Genomic DNA, 15,380 nt, shown 5'->3' with positions numbered 1-15,380 from the left:
CCCTGCTCAGCCCTCGTGGACCAGCAGGTCGAACCCGGCGTTCCGGTCGATGATGGCGATCAGGCCGTCGGCGTCCACATCCACGTCGTTGGTCTGCGGACTGGCGTTCCCGGCGACCGGCTCGGGGATGTAATGCCCCGCTTCGGACGGCTCTTCCGGGTTCGAGATGTCCACCACCCGCAGCCCGCCCGAAAACCACGCGCAATAGACCAGGGAGCCGTCGATATGCTCCTGGAACTGGTGCGCGCCGAAGCGGCCGAGCCGCGCATAGGGGCTGTCCAGGTCCGAGACGTGGAAGGTCGAGAGGGGCCGGAAGTCCCCCTCCGTCACGTCGAAGATCCACAGATGGGCGTGCGGCTGGCCCGGCGTGTGGTCGTGCTCCTCGTCGACCGCGACGGCGATCCGCCGGCCGCCGATGAGGGTCTTGGCGGGCAGGACCGTATGGGTGGGCTCGGGCGTGGGCGGGTGATAGTTGAACGCCGCCACCGTGCGCGGCCGCCTGATGTCGGTCACGTCGATCCGGCGCACGCCCGCATACCACACGGCCGCCCAGAGATCGTCGCCCTGGCGCAGCGCATGGTGCAGCCTGTGGCTCTCGCCGCTCCAGGTCGGCGTCTCGCCCGCCGCCACATGCTGGCCCGGCAGGTGCCAGCGGGACACCTCCTCGGGCCGCTCCGGATTGGAAATATCGTAGATCACCAGGATGTTGCCGCGGTATCCTTCCATTTCGGTGGAGATATACGCGTAGCGCTCGTCCATGTCGAAGCGGTGGACCCCGAAGCCGAAGGTGCGCTGATAGGCCAGCAGCCGCGGCCTGCTCCGGTCGGCGATGTCCCAGATCTTGAACCCGCCCTGCTCATAGGGCTGCGGCTGGATCCTGCGCAGGCCGGGGATCGCCTCCGGCTTCACCTTGAGCGCGGCGGCGAGCTCGGCGTCCGTGGCGGCGCGGCCGTGCCGGGCCGCCCATTCGGCCTCGAGCGCCTTCAGGCGCCCGGCGCGGCGCTTGGCGTGGCGCTCGTTCTCCTCGACATTGGTGATCATGATGTCGCCGGCGACCCGCACCTTGTGGGTGTGCGACTGGTCGTCGTCGAGGCGGATCTCCGACACGACCGTCGGACGCGAGGGGTTGGAGACGTCCAGGATGGTGGTGCCGTAGGGCGGCTTCATGTGGCCCACGATGGCGTGGCCCTTGCCGTCGAAGATCACCTGCCCCCCGCCCGGCAGATCGAGATGACCGAGCCGCCGCACGTTCCGAGAGAGCGCGTCCGCCGTCATCTCGTCCCCTCCGCCGGGCCGGTCAGGCGAACCGGTTGCTGATCTCGCCCAGGCCCTGGATGGCCATGCGCACCACGTCGCCTTCCTTGAGGAAGCGCGGCGGCTTCATGCCGATGCCGACGCCGGCCGGCGTCCCGGTGGAGATCACGTCGCCGGGCAGCAGCGTCATGCCGGCCGAGATGGTCTCGACGAGGCCGGGGATGTCGAAGATCAGGTCGCGCGTGTTGGCGCTCTGGCGCAGCTCGCCGTTGACCCAGCAGGACACGTCGAGATTCTCGGCGTCGACCTCGTCTCGCGTGGTGATCCAGGGCCCCATCGGGCAGAAGGTGTCGAGCGCCTTGCCGAGGAACCACTGCTTGTGGTTGCGCTGCCGGTCGCGGGCGGTCACGTCGTTGACGATCGTGTAGCCGAAGATGTGGCCGAAGGCGTCCGCGCGCTTGATGTCGCGCCCTCCCCGGCCGATCACGACGGCGAGCTCGACCTCGTAGTCGACCATGCTGGTGACGCCCGGATGCAGGCTGACGGTCGCCCCGGTGCCGACGATGCAGCTTGCCGGCTTGGTGAACACGGCCGGGAACTCGTCGATCTCCGCGCCCTTCACCGCGCCGGCCTCAAAGCCGCTCTGGGCGAATTCGCGGGCGTGCTCGCGGTAGTTCTTGCCCACGCAGATCACGTTGCGGGGCGGGATGAGAGGCGCCTGAAGGGCGACCTCGGAGAGCGGTATCGCCGCCCCGGACGGCGTCGGCGGCGCGCCGCCGGCGGCGACCGCCTCCACCAGCGCCAGCATGCCGGGGACCTGAACGGGCCTGATCTCGCCTGACGCCTCGTCCACGACGCCGACGCCGGAACGGCCTGAATGGATGAAGGCGGCGAGTTTCATGGGGGCCTCACGGGGTCAGCAAGCGCGTCTGCGGCGCTTTCCGGCATTTCCACATCGGCCGCCATCAATGTCAACCAATTCGAGGATTGCTCACGCTTGGTTTTCGCTTATGCTCGCCCGGACCTTGAAGCCCGGCTGCGGACCGGGCGGTCCGAAGAGGTGGTCTCCATGGAGTACGTGATCCCAGCGCCGCCCGTCACCTCGCTCCGGGTCGTCGGCTCCGACGCCCAGTTCCCGGTGCGCCGCATCTATTGCATCGGCCGCAACTACGCCGAGCATGCGATCGAGATGGGCCACGACCCCAATAAGGAGCCGCCGTTCTTCTTCCAGAAGAACCCGGACAACATCCTGCCCGAGGGCAAGCCCTTCCCCTACCCGCCCAAGAGCGAGGACGTGCATTTCGAGGTCGAGCTCGTGGTGGCGCTGAAGGCGGGCGGAGCGAACATCCCGGTCGAGCGCGCCATGGACTGCGTCTACGGCTATGGAATCGGCCTGGACATGACCCGGCGCGACCTGCAGGGCGAAGCCAAGAAGCTCGGCCGCCCCTGGGAGATCGGCAAGGCGTTCGAGCATTCCGCCCCCTGCGGCCCGATCACCCCCGCCGACAAGGTGGGCCGCGTCGAGGACGGCTCGATCACGCTGGAGGTCAACGGCCAGGTCCGCCAGAAGGGCGACATCAACCAGATGATCTGGAAGATCCCGGAGATGATCTCCTACCTGTCGGACTATTTCGTCCTCGCTCCGGGCGATCTCATCATGTCCGGCACGCCCTCCGGGGTCGGCGCCGTCAAGAAGGGCGACAGGCTCGTGGCCCGGGTCGACCGCGTCGGGGAGTTCGCCGTCACGGTGGAGTAGCGCCGGAAGGGGCGGGTCAGCCCAGGACCCGCTGGCCGCCCGCGACCAGATCGCCCGCGATGGCCAGCGCCACCCCGATCGCCACGCAGGCGAGGCCAACCAGGAACGTGACGACGGCCCGGTGATAATAAGCCAGGCCCAGCGAGCGCGTGGACAGCAGGCTCGCCACCGCGATCACCTGCGCGACGATGCCGACCGCGATGGCGGCCACGGCCGCCAGGTCCGTGCCCAGCCAGGGGCCCGGCAGCGCCGCCCAGCGGTTCAGGAAGCTCAGCGAGAAGCCCAGCACCACGCTGATCGCCGTGAGCGAGCCGTTGCGAAAGGCCGCGTCGATGCGAGCGGGCGGCTCGCGGGCCGTCTCGTCCGGCTTCGCCGCGCCGACCGGTTCGTCCATGCCGGACCTCCCGCCTCAGGACCCCCGGCTCCGCGCCGGCCTCGTCGTCAGGCCGGAGGCGTCTTGAGCCCGGCCGGATCCTTCACCTCGATCTCGATGAACGCGATCGGGTGTTCCGAGCCGTTCATGACGTCGTGCTCCACGCCCGCCGCCCGCCGGTAGGACTGGCCGGCCGAGAGCGGCACGGCCGTCTCGCCCTGCTCCGTCTGCACGCGCAGCACGCCGTCGGTCAGCATCACGACGAAATAGGGAAAGCCATGGGTATGCCAGCCCGTGGCCGCGCCCGGCTGGAAGTCCCAGCGGGTGATCCGCGCCGTCGCGTCGTCCACCTGCAAGGTGGGCACCGCCGGTTGCACGCATTTGAAAGCCATTGGTCGATCACCTCGCGAAGCGCCTGACCCCGGCGCAGCCGTCCGGGGAAGGCCTCAGCTTGGCCGGGCCGGAGGCGGTCGTCAAACGCGGGACCTGCGCCGGCGGCCCCAGCCGATCACGCCGGACATCGAAACTTAACCGTGGTCGATGATGCACAGCCGAACACTTGCCCAAGATCAAGACCGTCATGCTTCGTTAATCGACTGCCTTATATTCAACTTATGCGAGTGTTTTCGGCCAGGAGCAAATCCGTGGGCTTCCTTCTCGAACTGAAGCATCAGGAAGTGGCCTATGTGGGCAAGGCGGTGCTGACCAACACCGGCGACCGGGCCCGCATCATGGTGGAAGGGCCGATGCCGGTCCTGCGCGGGCAAGACTATGTCGACCCCGGCGCCGCCAAGACGCCCGCCGAGAAAATCTATGTCGCCGTCCAGGAGATGTACCTGTCCGGCAGCGACGACGCGGCTCCCGACTTCTTCGCCGCCTCCCGGCGCCTCATCGCCCAGCGACCCCACGCCGAGGAGCCCATCTCCCAGCTGAGCAAGCTGGTGCTGGCCCAGGACATGGCCAAGGCCCTCAAGGTCGCCCGCACCCTGATCCAGCTGGAAGTGAAGGCCGCTTAACGCCACGCGCGCGCCCCCCGCGAGTTCTCCCTCCCTGGGTGATTCCGGCGCATGCTTGTTTCAACTTCGACGAGCGTGTAGCCTCTCCATGTGGGCGGATGCTCCAGGATGAGGCATTTGATCGAACTGAAGCGTGTCCGTCCCGTCGAACCGGAGCCCGCGCCCGCCGCGGCGGTCGACGTGCGGCTGGTGATCTTCGATTTCGACGGCGTGGTGGTGGACAGCGAGGCGATCGCCTGCCGGGTGCTGGCGGCCGCTCTGTCGCGCCACGGCTTTCCGGCGGATGTCTCGCTGGTGGTGGACCGCTATCTCGGGCGCGCCTTCTCGGTGGTCCGCAACGACTACGCGGCCGCGCTCGGCCGGCCGATGCCGGACGAATTCGCCAGCGGCTACCGTCGCGATCTCGAGGCGGCCTTTCGCGCCGAGTTGCGGCCGATGGCGGGCGTCGCGGCGGCGCTGGACCATTTGGCCGCCCGGGGTCTCCCCTTCGCGATCGCGTCCTCCAGCTCCCAGGGCCGGATCGCCCAGGCTCTCTCGGTCACGGCGCTGGCCGGGCGTTTCGGCGACCGGATCTTCGACGCCGCCATGGTGGAGCGCGGCAAGCCGGCGCCCGACCTCTTCCTCCATGTCGCCCGCCGGATGGGCGCCGCGCCCGCGCAGTCGCTGGTGATCGAGGACAGCCCGGCCGGCGTGCAGGCCGGCAAGGCGGCCGGCATGACCGTGTGGGGCTTCACGGGCGGCGCTCACCATGCGAGTTTCGACGGCGACGCGGCCCTTCAGGCCGCCGGCGCGGACCGCTTGATCACGAGCATGGCCGACCTCCTGGTGCTTTGAGCGGCGATGAGCAGCGATTCCGACAGGTCCCGTCTCGACGACGCCGCACGCGCCGGCTGGCTCTACTTCATCGCCGGCAACACGCAGGACGAAATCGCCCGCAAGCTTCATGTCTCGCGACAGGCCGCCCAACGGCTGGTGTCGCTGGCGATCTCCGAGAAGCTGGTTACCTTCAGGCTTCACCATCCCATCGCGCATTGCATGGCGCTGGCGCAGCGGCTCGCGGACGCCTTCGGCCTCGAGCACTGCGAGGTGGCGCCGGCCGATCCGGCCTCCTCGAACTCCACGGTCGGCATCGCCGAACTGGCGGGCGCCTTCATGGAAGGCCGGCTCCGGGCGGCCAAGCCCCTGATCCTGGCGGTGGGAACCGGCCGGGCCATGCGGGCGGCCGTGGACCAGCTGCCGCCGATGAACTGCCCCAACCACCAGCTGGTCTCCATGGTGGGCAACATAGCGCCGGATGGGTCCGCCACCTTCTTCGACGTGCTCTCCAAGCTCGCCGACCTGACGCGGGCGCGGCACTACCCGATGCCGCTTCCCGTCTATGCGTCGACCGAGGCCGAGCGCGACCAGCTGCTCGCCATGGCGCCGGTGCGCAAGGTTCACAGCCTGGCGGCCGAGGCGGATCTCGTGATGGTCGGCGTCGGGCAGATGAGCCGAACCGCGCCGCTGCACCAGGACGGGTTCATCTCGAGCGACGAGCTGTTCGAGCTGATGCGCCACGGCGCGGTCGGCGAGATCGCGAGCTGGGCCTTCGACGAGGCGGGAGCGGTGCTGGACGTCGGCGTCAACCGCCGCACCACGAGCGTCCCGCTCCCCTCCGCGCCCGGCCGCTCGGTCGTGGGCGTCGCGATGGGACAGGACAAGGTCCCGGCCCTGCGCGCGGCCCTCAAGGGCCGCCTCCTGAGCGGCCTGATCACCAACGAGGCGACAGCCTCGGCTCTGCTGGCCTGATCCTTCCCTCCCCTGCCGGTCCGGACCGACGCGCCGATGCTGCGGCGCAGCGTCGATTCTGCGTTGACACTTGCGCCGCCTCGTTTGAGCATATGCGCAACGTGTGGGCATATGCCCAACGCGGGGGAGGAATCATCATGAAGGCCCTGATTGCGGCGCTGCTGGGCGCGGCGTCGATCTTCGCTGTCGGCGAGGCTTCGGCGCAGACGAAATTGACCATTGCGACAGTGAACAACGGCGACATGATCCGCATGCAGGGTCTCACGTCCGACTTCACGGCGAAGAACCCGGGCATCACGGTCGAATGGGTGACGCTGGAAGAAAACGTGCTGCGCCAGCGAGTCACCACCGACATCGCCACCAAGGGCGGCCAGTTCGACATCCTGACCATCGGCACCTACGAGGTGCCGATCTGGGCCAAGCAGAACTGGCTCGTGCCGCTCACCGGGCTGGGGGCCGACTATGACGTCGACGACCTGATCCCCGCCATCCGCTCCGGCCTGACGGCCGACGGCAAGCTCTACGCCGCGCCGTTCTATGGCGAGAGCTCCATGGTGATGTACCGCAAGGACCTGATGGACAAGGCCGGCCTGAAGATGCCGGACGCCCCCACCTGGACGTTCATCGCCGACGCCGCCCGCAAGATGACCGACAAGGCCACCGAGACCTACGGCGTGTGCCTGCGCGGCAAGGCCGGCTGGGGCGAGAACATGGCCTTCCTGTCGGCCACCGCGAACTCCTTCGGAGCGCGCTGGTTCGACGAGAAGTGGAACCCGCAATTCGACCAGCCCGAGTGGAAGAACACGCTCGATTTCTACGTCAAGCTGATGAAGGACGCCGGCCCGCCCGGCGCATCGTCCAACGGATTCAACGAGAACCTGGCGCTGTTCAACGCCGGCAAGTGCGGCATGTGGATCGACGCCACCGTGGCGGCCTCCTTCGTGACCAACCCCAAGGACTCCAAGGTCGCCGACAAGGTCGGCTTCGCGCTGGCGCCCGACAACGGCCTCGGCAAGCGCGGCAACTGGCTGTGGGCGTGGTCGCTCGCGGTGCCGGCCGGCTCCAAGAAGACCGAGGCGGCCCAGAAGTTCATCGCCTGGGCGACCAACAAGGACTACGCCAAGCTCGTGGCCAGCAAGGAAGGCTGGGCCAACGTGCCGCCCGGCACGCGCCAGTCGCTCTACGCCAACCCCGAGTACCAGAAGGCGGCGCCCTTCGCGAAGATGACGCTGGACTCGATCAACACCGCCGACCCGACGAAGCCGACCGTGAAGCCGGTTCCGTATGTGGGCGTGCAGTTCGTCGCCATCCCGGAATTCCAGGGCATCGGCACCAGCGTCGGCCAGCAGTTCTCGGCCGCGCTCGCCGGGCAGTCCAGCGTCGACGACGCGCTGGCGGCCGCCCAGGCGGCGACCAAGCGCGAGATGACCCGCGCGGGCTACATCAAGTAGCGCCATGCGCGGCGGAGGGCTTCGGCTCTCCGCCGCGACGCCGCGTCGGCCTCGCCGACCGCTCCCACGCTCCCCCCAGCAACGGGATCCCGCCATGTCGACTGTCGAGACCCGCGCGATCGGTCGGGCTCTTGTGGCGCCTTCGGTGGCGCTGCTGTTCATCTGGATGATCGTCCCGCTGGCGATGACGATCTACTTCTCCACCCTGCGGTACAATCTGCTCAACCCCGCTCTCGCCGGCTTCGTGGGCTTCGAGAACTACAGCTATTTCCTGTCGGACCCGGCCTTCTTCACGGCCTTGCGCAACACCCTGACGCTGATCGGGGCGGTGCTGGCGATCACGGTGGTGGGCGGCGTCGGCCTCGCGCTGTTGCTGGACCAGCCGGTCTGGGGCCAGCCGATCGTGCGCCTCATGGTGATCGCGCCCTTTTTCGTGATGCCGACCGTCAGCGCGCTGATCTGGAAGAACCTGCTGATGCACCCCGTGACGGGGCTGTTCGCCTGGATCGCCAATCTGTTCGGCGCGAAGCCCATCGACTGGTTCGCCCAGGCGCCCCTGTTCTCCGTCATCCTGATCGTCGCCTGGCAGTGGCTGCCTTTCGCGGCGCTGATCCTGCTCACCGCCCTGCAGTCGCTGGACGAGGAGCAGAAGGAGGCGGCCGAAATGGATGGGGCCGGGCCCTTCTCCTATTTCGTCTTCATCGTCCTGCCGCATCTCGCCCGGCCGATCACGGTCGTGATCCTGATCGAGACGATCTTCCTGTTGACCGTGTTCGCCGAGATCTTCGTGACGACAGGCGGCGGGCCCGGCCTGCAGACGACCAACATCGCCTTCCTGGTCTACGCCCAGGCGCTTCTGCAATACGACGTCGGCGGCGCCTCCGCGGGCGGCATCGTGGCGGTCGTGCTCGCCAACGTGGTGGCGTTCTTCCTGGTCCGGCTGATCGGCCGGAACCTGGAGGCCTGAGCCATGGCGCGCCGCCGCACCCTGGCCCGCACGGCCGCCGTCTCGGGAGCCGCATGGCTGGCCGGCTTCCTGATCTTCTTTCCGATCCTCTGGATGGCGCTGACGAGCTTCAAGACGGAGCTCGACGCCTTCGCGCTGCCGCCGAAATTCCTGTTCTTTCACTGGACGACCGAGAACTACGGCGTCGTGCAGGAACGCTCGGACTACTTCAAGCACGCGGCGAATTCGGTGGTGATCTCCTTCGGGGCCACGCTGGCGGCGCTGGCGCTGGCCATCCCGGCCTCCTGGGCCATGGCCTTCGCGCCCACCAAGCGGACCCGCGGCACGCTCTTGTGGATGCTCTCCACCAAGATGATGCCGCCGGTGGGCGTGCTGGTGCCGATCTACCTGCTCTACCGCGACCTCGGGCTGCTCGACACCCGGACCGGGCTGATCCTGATGCTGGGCCTCGCCAACCTGCCCATCGTGGTGTGGATGCTGTTCACCTACTTCAAGGAGATCCCGCGCGACATCCTCGAGGCGGCCCGCATGGACGGGGCGACGACGCCAAAGGAGATCGCCTTCGTGCTGCTCCCCATGGCGCTGCCCGGCATCGCCTCCACCTTCCTGCTGAACGTGATCCTGTGCTGGAACGAGGCCTTCTGGTCGCTGAACCTGACGACCTCGCAGGCCGCGCCGCTCACGGCCTTCATCGCTTCCTATTCGAGCCCCGAGGGCCTGTTCTGGGCCAAGCTCTCGGCCGCCTCCACGCTGGCCATCGCGCCCATCCTGATCATCGGCTGGCTGAGCCAGCGCCAACTCGTCCGCGGCCTCACCTTCGGCGCCGTGAAGTGAGCCCCCGAGCGGACACGCAGGAGCAGCCATATGGGCAGCATCACCCTTCAAGGCGTCCACAAGGCCTTCGGCGAGATCCGCATCATCCAGGACGTGAACCTGTCCGTGGAGGAAGGTTCGTTCGTGGTCTTCGTCGGCCCGTCCGGCTGCGGCAAGTCCACGCTGCTTCGGCTGATCGCCGGGCTCGAGGACGTGTCGGAGGGCCGCATCCTGATCGACGGGCAGGACATGACCAATACGCCGCCGGCGCGGCGCGGCCTCTCGATGGTGTTCCAGTCCTACGCGCTCTACCCGCATATGAGCGTGCGCGGGAACATCGGCTTCGGGCTGCGGATGGCCAATGTCCCGAAGCCCGAGATCGAGCGGCGCGTGGCGGCCGCCGCCGACAAGCTGAACCTGACGCCCTATCTGGACCGCAAGCCGCGCCAGCTCTCGGGCGGCCAGCGCCAGCGGGTCGCGATCGGCCGGGCCATCGTGCGCGAGCCCAAGGCGTTTCTGTTCGACGAGCCGCTCTCCAACCTCGACGCCGCGCTGCGGGTGCAGATGCGGCTGGAGATCGCGCGGCTGCAGAAGGGCCTCGCCACCACGACGGTGTACGTCACCCATGACCAGGTCGAGGCCATGACGATGGCCGACCGCATCGTGGTGCTGAACGCCGGCCGCATCGAGCAGACCGGCACGCCCTTGGAGCTCTACGAGCGTCCGGACAATCTGTTCGTGGCCGGCTTCATCGGATCGCCGCGGATGAACTTCCTGGCCGGCGACTACGCGGCCGCGCATGGCGCCGCAACGGTCGGGTTTCGGCCGGAGCACGTCGCGGTGTCCCGGGATGGCGCGGGGATCAAGGGCGTCGTGGGCGCGGCCGAGCACCTCGGCAGCGACACGCTGCTCTATGTGGACCTGCCCGGCCGCGAGAGCGTCACGGTGCGGACGCTGGGCGACGTCGCCTATGCGGTGGGCGACGCCATCGCGCTGCGGCCGGACCCGGCCCGCATCCACCGCTTCGACACGAACGGAAAGGCGATCCGATCATGAGGCTCAGCGGCAAGGTGGCGGTGGTCACCGGCGGCGCGCGCGGGATCGGCCGCGCGATCGCGGAGCGGTTCGCCGCCGAAGGCGCGCGGGTGGTCGTGGCCGACATCCTCGCCAAGGAGGCGCAGGAGCTCGCGGCCGCGCTGGGCGGCGACGCCATGGCGGTCGCGCTCGACGTGACCCGCCGCGACAGCATCGACGCCATGGTGGCGGAGGTCACGGCGCGCCTCGGCGGGATCGACATCCTGGTCAACAACGCCGCCATCTTCGACATGGCCCCCATCGTGGAGGTGACGGAGGAGAGCTGGGACCGGCAGTTCGCGATCAACACGAAGGGGCTGTTCTTCACCCTGCAGGCGGTCGCCCGGCGGATGATCGCCCAGGGGCGCGGCGGCAAGATCATCAATATGGCGAGCCAGGCCGGGCGACGGGGCGAGGCCCTGGTGTCGGTCTACTGCGCCAGCAAGGCGGCCGTGATCTCGATCACGCAGTCGGCCGGGCTCGACCTGATCGAGCATCGCATCAACGTCAACGGCATCGCGCCGGGCGTCGTCGACACGCCCATGTGGGACGCCGTGGACGCCCTATTCGCGCGGTACGAGAACCGCCCGCTGGGCGAGAAGAAGCGCCTGGTGGGCGAGGCCGTGCCCTTCGGGCGCATGGGCGTGCCGGAGGACCACGCCGGCGCTGCGGTCTTTCTGGCGTCCTCGGACGCCGACTACGTCGTCGCGCAGACATTGAACGTCGACGGCGGCAACTGGATGAGCTGAAGGGGACGACCATGTATCTCGAGAAACTGAAGCTCGACGGCCGCGTCGCGGTGGTGACCGGGGCCGGACAGGGCATCGGCGCGGCCTGCGCGCGGGCGCTCGGCGAGGCTGGCGCGACCGTGGTGGCGGCCGACATGCGGCAGGACCGCATCGACGCCTGCGTGGCCGAGCTTACGGGCCTCGGCATCGCCGCGCATGGAGCGCTGCTGGACGTCACCCGGTCGGCCGATGTCGAGGCGGCGGCCGCCGACGTGGCGGCGCGCTTCGGGCGGGTCGACATCCTGGTCAACAACGCCGGGGTGGCGGTGAGCGACGTGCGGGCCGAGGACACCAGCGACGCCCACTGGCGCCACCACATGGACGTCAATGTGGACGGGCTGTTCTGGTGCTGCCGCGCCTTCGGGCGGCGCATGCTGGAGCAGGGATCGGGCGCGATCGTGAATATCGGCTCGATGTCGGGCTTCATCGTCAACAAGCCGCAGCCGCAGAGCTTCTACAACGCCTCCAAGGCGGCCGTGCACCATCTCACCCGCTCTCTGGCGGCCGAGTGGGGCGCGCGGGGCGTGCGCGTCAACGCCGTCGCGCCGACCTACATTGAGACGCCGCTGACCTCCTTCGGCATCAAGGAGAATCCGGACATGTACAAGGTCTGGCTCGAGATGACGCCCATGGGCCGGGTCGGCCAGCCGGACGAGATCGCCTCCGTGGTGCACTTCCTCGCCTCCGACGCGTCGAGCCTGATGACGGGCTCGATTGTGGTGGCGGATGGCGGATATACCTGCTGGTGACGCGTCCGCCCGAGACGCGCGCCAGGAGGACGCCATGCCTGATCCGGTGATGCCCGCGGACGCCGCGCGCGCTCGGCCCGCGCGCTCGCTCTTCATCGGGGTGGACGTCGGAACGGGCAGCGCCCGGGCTGGCGTGTTCGACGCTGCGGGCGCGCTCCTCGGCGTCCGCCGGGAGGCGATCCAGACCTGGCGCGATCCGGGCGACTTCGTCGAGCAGTCCTCCGACGATATCTGGCGCGCCTGCTGCGTGGCGGTTCGCGGCGCGATGGCCGAGGCCGGGGCGACGGCCCCGGAGATCGGCGGGCTGGCCTTCGACGCGACCTGCTCCATGGCGGTCGTGGCCGAGGGTGGCGCGCCCTTGCCGGTGGGGCGGCATGGCGACCCGCGCCGCAACGTCATCGTCTGGATGGACCACCGCGCCGCAGCCGAGACGGCGGCGATCAACGCCGGCGGCCATGCGGTGCTGGACTATGTGGGCGGCGCCATCTCGCCCGAGATGCAGACGCCGAAGCTCCTCTGGCTGAAGCGCCAGATGCCCGCGACGTTCGCGAGCGCCGGCCATTTCTTCGACCTGTCGGACTTCCTCACCTGGAGGGCGACCGGCGACGCGGCGCGGTCGTCCTGCACGGTGACCTGCAAATGGACCTATCTGGCCCATGCCGACCGGTGGGACCCGGCCTTCTTCCGGGCGGTCGGGCTCGAGGAGATCGCCGACGAAGGTTTCCGGCGGATCGGCGAGCGGATCGCGCGGCCCGGCGCGCCGCTGGGGTCGGGGCTGACAGCCGAGGCGGCCGAGATGCTGGGGCTCCTCCCGGGCACGGCCGTCGCCGCCTCGCTGATCGACGCCCATGCGGGCGCGCTGGGCACCGTCGGCAGCCTCGACCCGGATGGCGGCGCGCCCTCGGCGGCGCGGCGGCTCGCCTATATCATCGGCACCTCGGCCTGCATCATGTCCTCCACGGTGGAGGCGCAGTTCGTGCCCGGCATCTGGGGGCCGTACCGCTCGGCGCTGCTGCCGGAGTTTTGGCTGAACGAGGGCGGGCAGTCCGCGGCCGGCGCGGCCATCGACCATCTGGTTCGCCAGCACCCGGCCTTTCCGGCGCTCGCGGAGGCCGCCAGGGCCGCCGGGACCGACGTGCTGGCCCTGCTGGAAGCCGACATCCTGTCGCGGGTCGCATCGCCGGCCGAGGCCTGCGCGCTGGCGCGGGACGTCCACGTCCTGCCCGACTTCCTGGGCAACCGCTCGCCCTACGCCGACCCGGACGTGCGCGGCGCCGTGCTCGGGCTCGATCTCAACGCCGACCGCGACAGCCTCTCGCGCCTCTATCTGGCGGCGCTGTGCGGCCTCGGCTACGCCGCCGCCGAAGTCGTGGAGGCGCTCTCTGCGCGGGGCGGACAGGCCGACACGATCGTGGCCAGCGGCGGCGGCGCTCGGTCGGCCCTCGTGCGCCAGATCATCGCCGACGCCACCCAAATGCCGGTGGCGGTTCCGGCCACGGCGGAGCCGGTGCTGCTCGGCTCGGCCATGCTGGCGGCCGTCGCGGCGGGCCGCTATCCCAGCCTGGCCAGCGCCATGCCGGCCATGTCCCGCATCGCCAGCACGGTGTCGCCCAGCGCCGGCCCCATCCGGGAGTTCCACGCCGCCAAGCGCCGCATCTTCGACCGGCTGCGCCTGCTCGACCGCGAGGCGAGAGCCGCCATGGCGGCGGTCTGACGACGGCCCTCGCCGCCGGGCTGGTCGGCGCCATCGAAGCCCGTGATGGAGTCGTCGCCGGCCGTGGCGGCCGCGGCCAGCGCCATGGCGCGCACCTGAGCGGCAGTCCAGGTCGCGTCTGCGAGAACGACGGTCTCGACGCCTTTTTCACCGTCCGGATCGTAGCCCAGCAACGTCACGCTGCCGCCGTCGGACAGGCGATCCCCGCCGCCGTCCCTTCCGAGCCCGGCGATCAGCGCTCCCGCAGGGCTTCCGACGTCGTGGCGGCGAGCGGAGACAGGAGGTAGTCCAGGATGCGGCGTTTGCCGGTCTTGATCTCGGCGGTGACCGCCATGCCGGGCGAGAGAGGCGCGGCGCGGCCGTCGGCCATGACGTGCGTGGCGGCGCTCGTCAGCACGACGGGAAAGACGAGGCTGCGGACGCGTTCCGCGCCGGTCGAAGAACGGCTGTCGGTCGGGCGGCTGGGGTCGCCCTCGATCTGGCGGGCGTCGGGCTCCGGGATGGCGTCCCTGGCGACGCGCGTCACCCGGGCCTCCAGCACGCCGTAGCGGGTGAACGGGAAAGCCTCGACCTTGATGGAGGCCTCCTGCCCGACCGCGACGAAGCCGATGTCCTTGTTCTCCAGATAGACCTCGATCTCCAGCGCGGCGTCGCGCGGCACCACGCGCATGACCTCCTGGCCTGCGGCCAGCACCTGCCCCAGCGAGGTGACGCTGGACGCCTGCACGACGCCCGCGGCGGGGCTGCGCAGCGTCATGCGCTCGACTTTCAGGCGCGCCCGCGCCCAGCGTTGCTCGGCCTCTTCGGCCTGGCGCTGCGCCTCGGCCATGCGGGTCGTGTTGTCCGCCACGAAGGCGCGCAGCGTCCTGTCGCGCTCGGCCGCGATGGACTCGATGGCGCGTTCCGCCTCGGCCAGCTGGCCCTGCTGCCCGGCCAGCACCATGCGCTGGTAGTGGAGCGATTCAGTCGCGTCGATCACGCCGGACCGCGTGCCGGCGTTCGCGCCCAGCAGGGCGGCGCGCATCGTGACGCGCTCCTGCAGGGTGCCGATCAGGGCCTCCTGGGCGGCGATGGTGTCGATCATGCGCTGGCGCTCGGCCCGCTTCTGGGCGGCCTGGGCGTCCAGGGAGGCGAGCTGCCCGGCGAGGTTGCGAAGATCCGCCCGGCGCACCGCGTCCTCGCGGGCGCGGATCGGCGCGGGGATGAAGTCCGGCCAAGCGGCCGCCGCAGGCGCGCGCAGCTCCGCCGAGGCCTGCGCGATCACGTCGTCGCGCCGCAGGGCCTCGGCCCGCCAGGAGGCGAAGGCCGCCTCGGCGGCCCGGGCCTCCGCCACGGCGTCGTCCGGATCGAGCTCCACCAGCACGTCGCCTTCCTGCACGGAGGCGCCGTTCTGGGCGGCGATGGCCCTCACCCGGCCCGTCTCGAGCGGCTGCACCACCTTCACGCGCCCGGTCGGCTGCAGCTTGCCATGCGCCACGGCGACGATGTCGGTCCAGCCCAGCCAGGCCCAGGCCAGGGCCGTCGCCGCGAAGACGCAGATGGCCAGCAGCAGGGCGAGCGCGACCGGGGACGCGGGCCGCTCCAGGATCTCCAGGGCGGCCGGCAGGAACTCCTTGTCGGCTCGGCTCATCCGGGGC

Annotated in this window: 16 protein-coding genes; 11 read left to right on the top strand and 5 right to left on the bottom strand. The window is 69.9% G+C overall.

What is annotated here, in order from left to right:
* Window positions 1-6: 6 nt before the first annotated feature.
* Window positions 7-1,275 (bottom strand): LVIVD repeat-containing protein, encoded by a 1,269-nt coding sequence (locus ACYVO7_RS14105; protein ID WP_460450457.1) that lies wholly within the window; start codon window positions 1,273-1,275, stop codon window positions 7-9.
* A 22-nt stretch (window positions 1,276-1,297) separates the two neighbouring features.
* A complete protein-coding gene (locus tag ACYVO7_RS14100; protein ID WP_460450456.1) occupies window positions 1,298-2,155 on the bottom strand; it encodes a fumarylacetoacetate hydrolase family protein in 858 nt (285 codons plus the stop codon).
* 168 nt (window positions 2,156-2,323) lie between these two features.
* Between ACYVO7_RS14100 and ACYVO7_RS14095 the strand changes: the two genes are divergently transcribed.
* Window positions 2,324-3,010 (top strand): fumarylacetoacetate hydrolase family protein, encoded by a 687-nt coding sequence (locus ACYVO7_RS14095; RefSeq protein WP_460450455.1) that lies wholly within the window; start codon window positions 2,324-2,326, stop codon window positions 3,008-3,010.
* 16 nt (window positions 3,011-3,026) lie between these two features.
* Here ACYVO7_RS14095 and ACYVO7_RS14090 read toward each other — a convergent pair whose 3' ends face one another.
* Window positions 3,027-3,404: a hypothetical protein gene (locus ACYVO7_RS14090; protein WP_460450454.1), complete on the bottom strand. Its 378-nt coding sequence runs from the start codon at window positions 3,402-3,404 to the stop codon at window positions 3,027-3,029.
* A gap of 47 nt (window positions 3,405-3,451) precedes the next feature.
* Window positions 3,452-3,775: a cupin domain-containing protein gene (locus tag ACYVO7_RS14085; RefSeq protein WP_460450453.1), complete on the bottom strand. Its 324-nt coding sequence runs from the start codon at window positions 3,773-3,775 to the stop codon at window positions 3,452-3,454.
* Between the two features lie 252 nt (window positions 3,776-4,027).
* On the opposite strand from ACYVO7_RS14085, the gene ACYVO7_RS14080 reads away from it, so the two are divergent.
* From ACYVO7_RS14080 to ACYVO7_RS14035, 10 genes are all read left to right on the top strand, one after another.
* On the top strand, window positions 4,028-4,399 hold the full coding sequence (locus tag ACYVO7_RS14080) for a flagellar biosynthesis repressor FlbT (protein WP_460450452.1): 372 nt from the start codon (window positions 4,028-4,030) through the stop codon (window positions 4,397-4,399).
* A 108-nt stretch (window positions 4,400-4,507) separates the two neighbouring features.
* Window positions 4,508-5,233: an HAD family hydrolase gene (locus ACYVO7_RS14075; RefSeq protein WP_460450451.1), complete on the top strand. Its 726-nt coding sequence runs from the start codon at window positions 4,508-4,510 to the stop codon at window positions 5,231-5,233.
* A 6-nt stretch (window positions 5,234-5,239) separates the two neighbouring features.
* Complete coding sequence (locus ACYVO7_RS14070; RefSeq protein ID WP_460450450.1) at window positions 5,240-6,187, top strand: sugar-binding transcriptional regulator; 948 nt, start codon at window positions 5,240-5,242, stop codon at window positions 6,185-6,187.
* A 137-nt stretch (window positions 6,188-6,324) separates the two neighbouring features.
* A complete protein-coding gene (locus ACYVO7_RS14065) occupies window positions 6,325-7,638 on the top strand; it encodes an ABC transporter substrate-binding protein (RefSeq protein WP_460450449.1) in 1,314 nt (437 codons plus the stop codon).
* Window positions 7,639-7,732: 94 nt separating this feature from the next.
* Window positions 7,733-8,605: a carbohydrate ABC transporter permease gene (locus ACYVO7_RS14060; RefSeq protein WP_460450448.1), complete on the top strand. Its 873-nt coding sequence runs from the start codon at window positions 7,733-7,735 to the stop codon at window positions 8,603-8,605.
* Window positions 8,606-8,608: 3 nt separating this feature from the next.
* Entirely contained in the window at window positions 8,609-9,439 is an 831-nt protein-coding gene (locus ACYVO7_RS14055; protein WP_460450447.1) for a carbohydrate ABC transporter permease, read from the top strand.
* A 30-nt stretch (window positions 9,440-9,469) separates the two neighbouring features.
* Entirely contained in the window at window positions 9,470-10,474 is a 1,005-nt protein-coding gene (locus ACYVO7_RS14050; protein ID WP_460450446.1) for an ABC transporter ATP-binding protein, read from the top strand.
* Complete coding sequence (locus ACYVO7_RS14045; protein ID WP_460450520.1) at window positions 10,468-11,241, top strand: L-iditol 2-dehydrogenase; 774 nt, start codon at window positions 10,468-10,470, stop codon at window positions 11,239-11,241. Before ACYVO7_RS14050 ends, ACYVO7_RS14045 begins: the two co-directional genes overlap by 7 nt.
* 11 nt (window positions 11,242-11,252) lie before the next feature.
* Window positions 11,253-12,029 carry an SDR family NAD(P)-dependent oxidoreductase gene (locus tag ACYVO7_RS14040; RefSeq protein ID WP_460450445.1) on the top strand — a complete coding sequence of 259 codons (777 nt, stop codon included), beginning with the start codon at window positions 11,253-11,255 and terminating at the stop codon, window positions 12,027-12,029.
* Between the two features lie 34 nt (window positions 12,030-12,063).
* Window positions 12,064-13,743 (top strand): FGGY-family carbohydrate kinase, encoded by a 1,680-nt coding sequence (locus ACYVO7_RS14035; protein WP_460450444.1) that lies wholly within the window; start codon window positions 12,064-12,066, stop codon window positions 13,741-13,743.
* Window positions 13,744-13,975: 232 nt separating this feature from the next.
* Here the strand turns inward: ACYVO7_RS14035 and ACYVO7_RS14030 are convergent, their stop codons facing one another.
* Window positions 13,976-15,373: an HlyD family type I secretion periplasmic adaptor subunit gene (locus ACYVO7_RS14030; protein WP_460450443.1), complete on the bottom strand. Its 1,398-nt coding sequence runs from the start codon at window positions 15,371-15,373 to the stop codon at window positions 13,976-13,978.
* Window positions 15,374-15,380 lie beyond the last annotated feature (7 nt).

It is taken from the genome of Alsobacter sp. SYSU BS001988, assembly GCF_054796215.1.
The sequence above is the reverse complement of the archived record's forward strand: the minus strand, read 5'-3'. Positions and strand labels throughout refer to the sequence as shown.

Bases quoted from the DNA above. Each gene is read 5' to 3' on its own strand.
- ACYVO7_RS14095 (WP_460450455.1), top strand. From the start codon at position 2,324: ATGGAGTACGTGATCCCAGCGCCGCCCGTCACCTCGCTCCGGGTCGTC.
- ACYVO7_RS14035 (WP_460450444.1), top strand. From the start codon at position 12,064: ATGCCTGATCCGGTGATGCCCGCGGACGCCGCGCGCGCTCGGCCCGCG.
- ACYVO7_RS14100 (WP_460450456.1), bottom strand. From the start codon at position 2,155: ATGAAACTCGCCGCCTTCATCCATTCAGGCCGTTCCGGCGTCGGCGTC.
- ACYVO7_RS14075 (WP_460450451.1), top strand. From the start codon at position 4,508: ATGAGGCATTTGATCGAACTGAAGCGTGTCCGTCCCGTCGAACCGGAG.
- ACYVO7_RS14065 (WP_460450449.1), top strand. From the start codon at position 6,325: ATGAAGGCCCTGATTGCGGCGCTGCTGGGCGCGGCGTCGATCTTCGCT.
- ACYVO7_RS14090 (WP_460450454.1), bottom strand. From the start codon at position 3,404: ATGGACGAACCGGTCGGCGCGGCGAAGCCGGACGAGACGGCCCGCGAG.
- ACYVO7_RS14030 (WP_460450443.1), bottom strand. From the start codon at position 15,373: ATGAGCCGAGCCGACAAGGAGTTCCTGCCGGCCGCCCTGGAGATCCTG.
- ACYVO7_RS14105 (WP_460450457.1), bottom strand. From the start codon at position 1,275: ATGACGGCGGACGCGCTCTCTCGGAACGTGCGGCGGCTCGGTCATCTC.
- ACYVO7_RS14070 (WP_460450450.1), top strand. From the start codon at position 5,240: ATGAGCAGCGATTCCGACAGGTCCCGTCTCGACGACGCCGCACGCGCC.
- ACYVO7_RS14085 (WP_460450453.1), bottom strand. From the start codon at position 3,775: ATGGCTTTCAAATGCGTGCAACCGGCGGTGCCCACCTTGCAGGTGGAC.
- ACYVO7_RS14050 (WP_460450446.1), top strand. From the start codon at position 9,470: ATGGGCAGCATCACCCTTCAAGGCGTCCACAAGGCCTTCGGCGAGATC.
- ACYVO7_RS14040 (WP_460450445.1), top strand. From the start codon at position 11,253: ATGTATCTCGAGAAACTGAAGCTCGACGGCCGCGTCGCGGTGGTGACC.
- ACYVO7_RS14055 (WP_460450447.1), top strand. From the start codon at position 8,609: ATGGCGCGCCGCCGCACCCTGGCCCGCACGGCCGCCGTCTCGGGAGCC.
- ACYVO7_RS14060 (WP_460450448.1), top strand. From the start codon at position 7,733: ATGTCGACTGTCGAGACCCGCGCGATCGGTCGGGCTCTTGTGGCGCCT.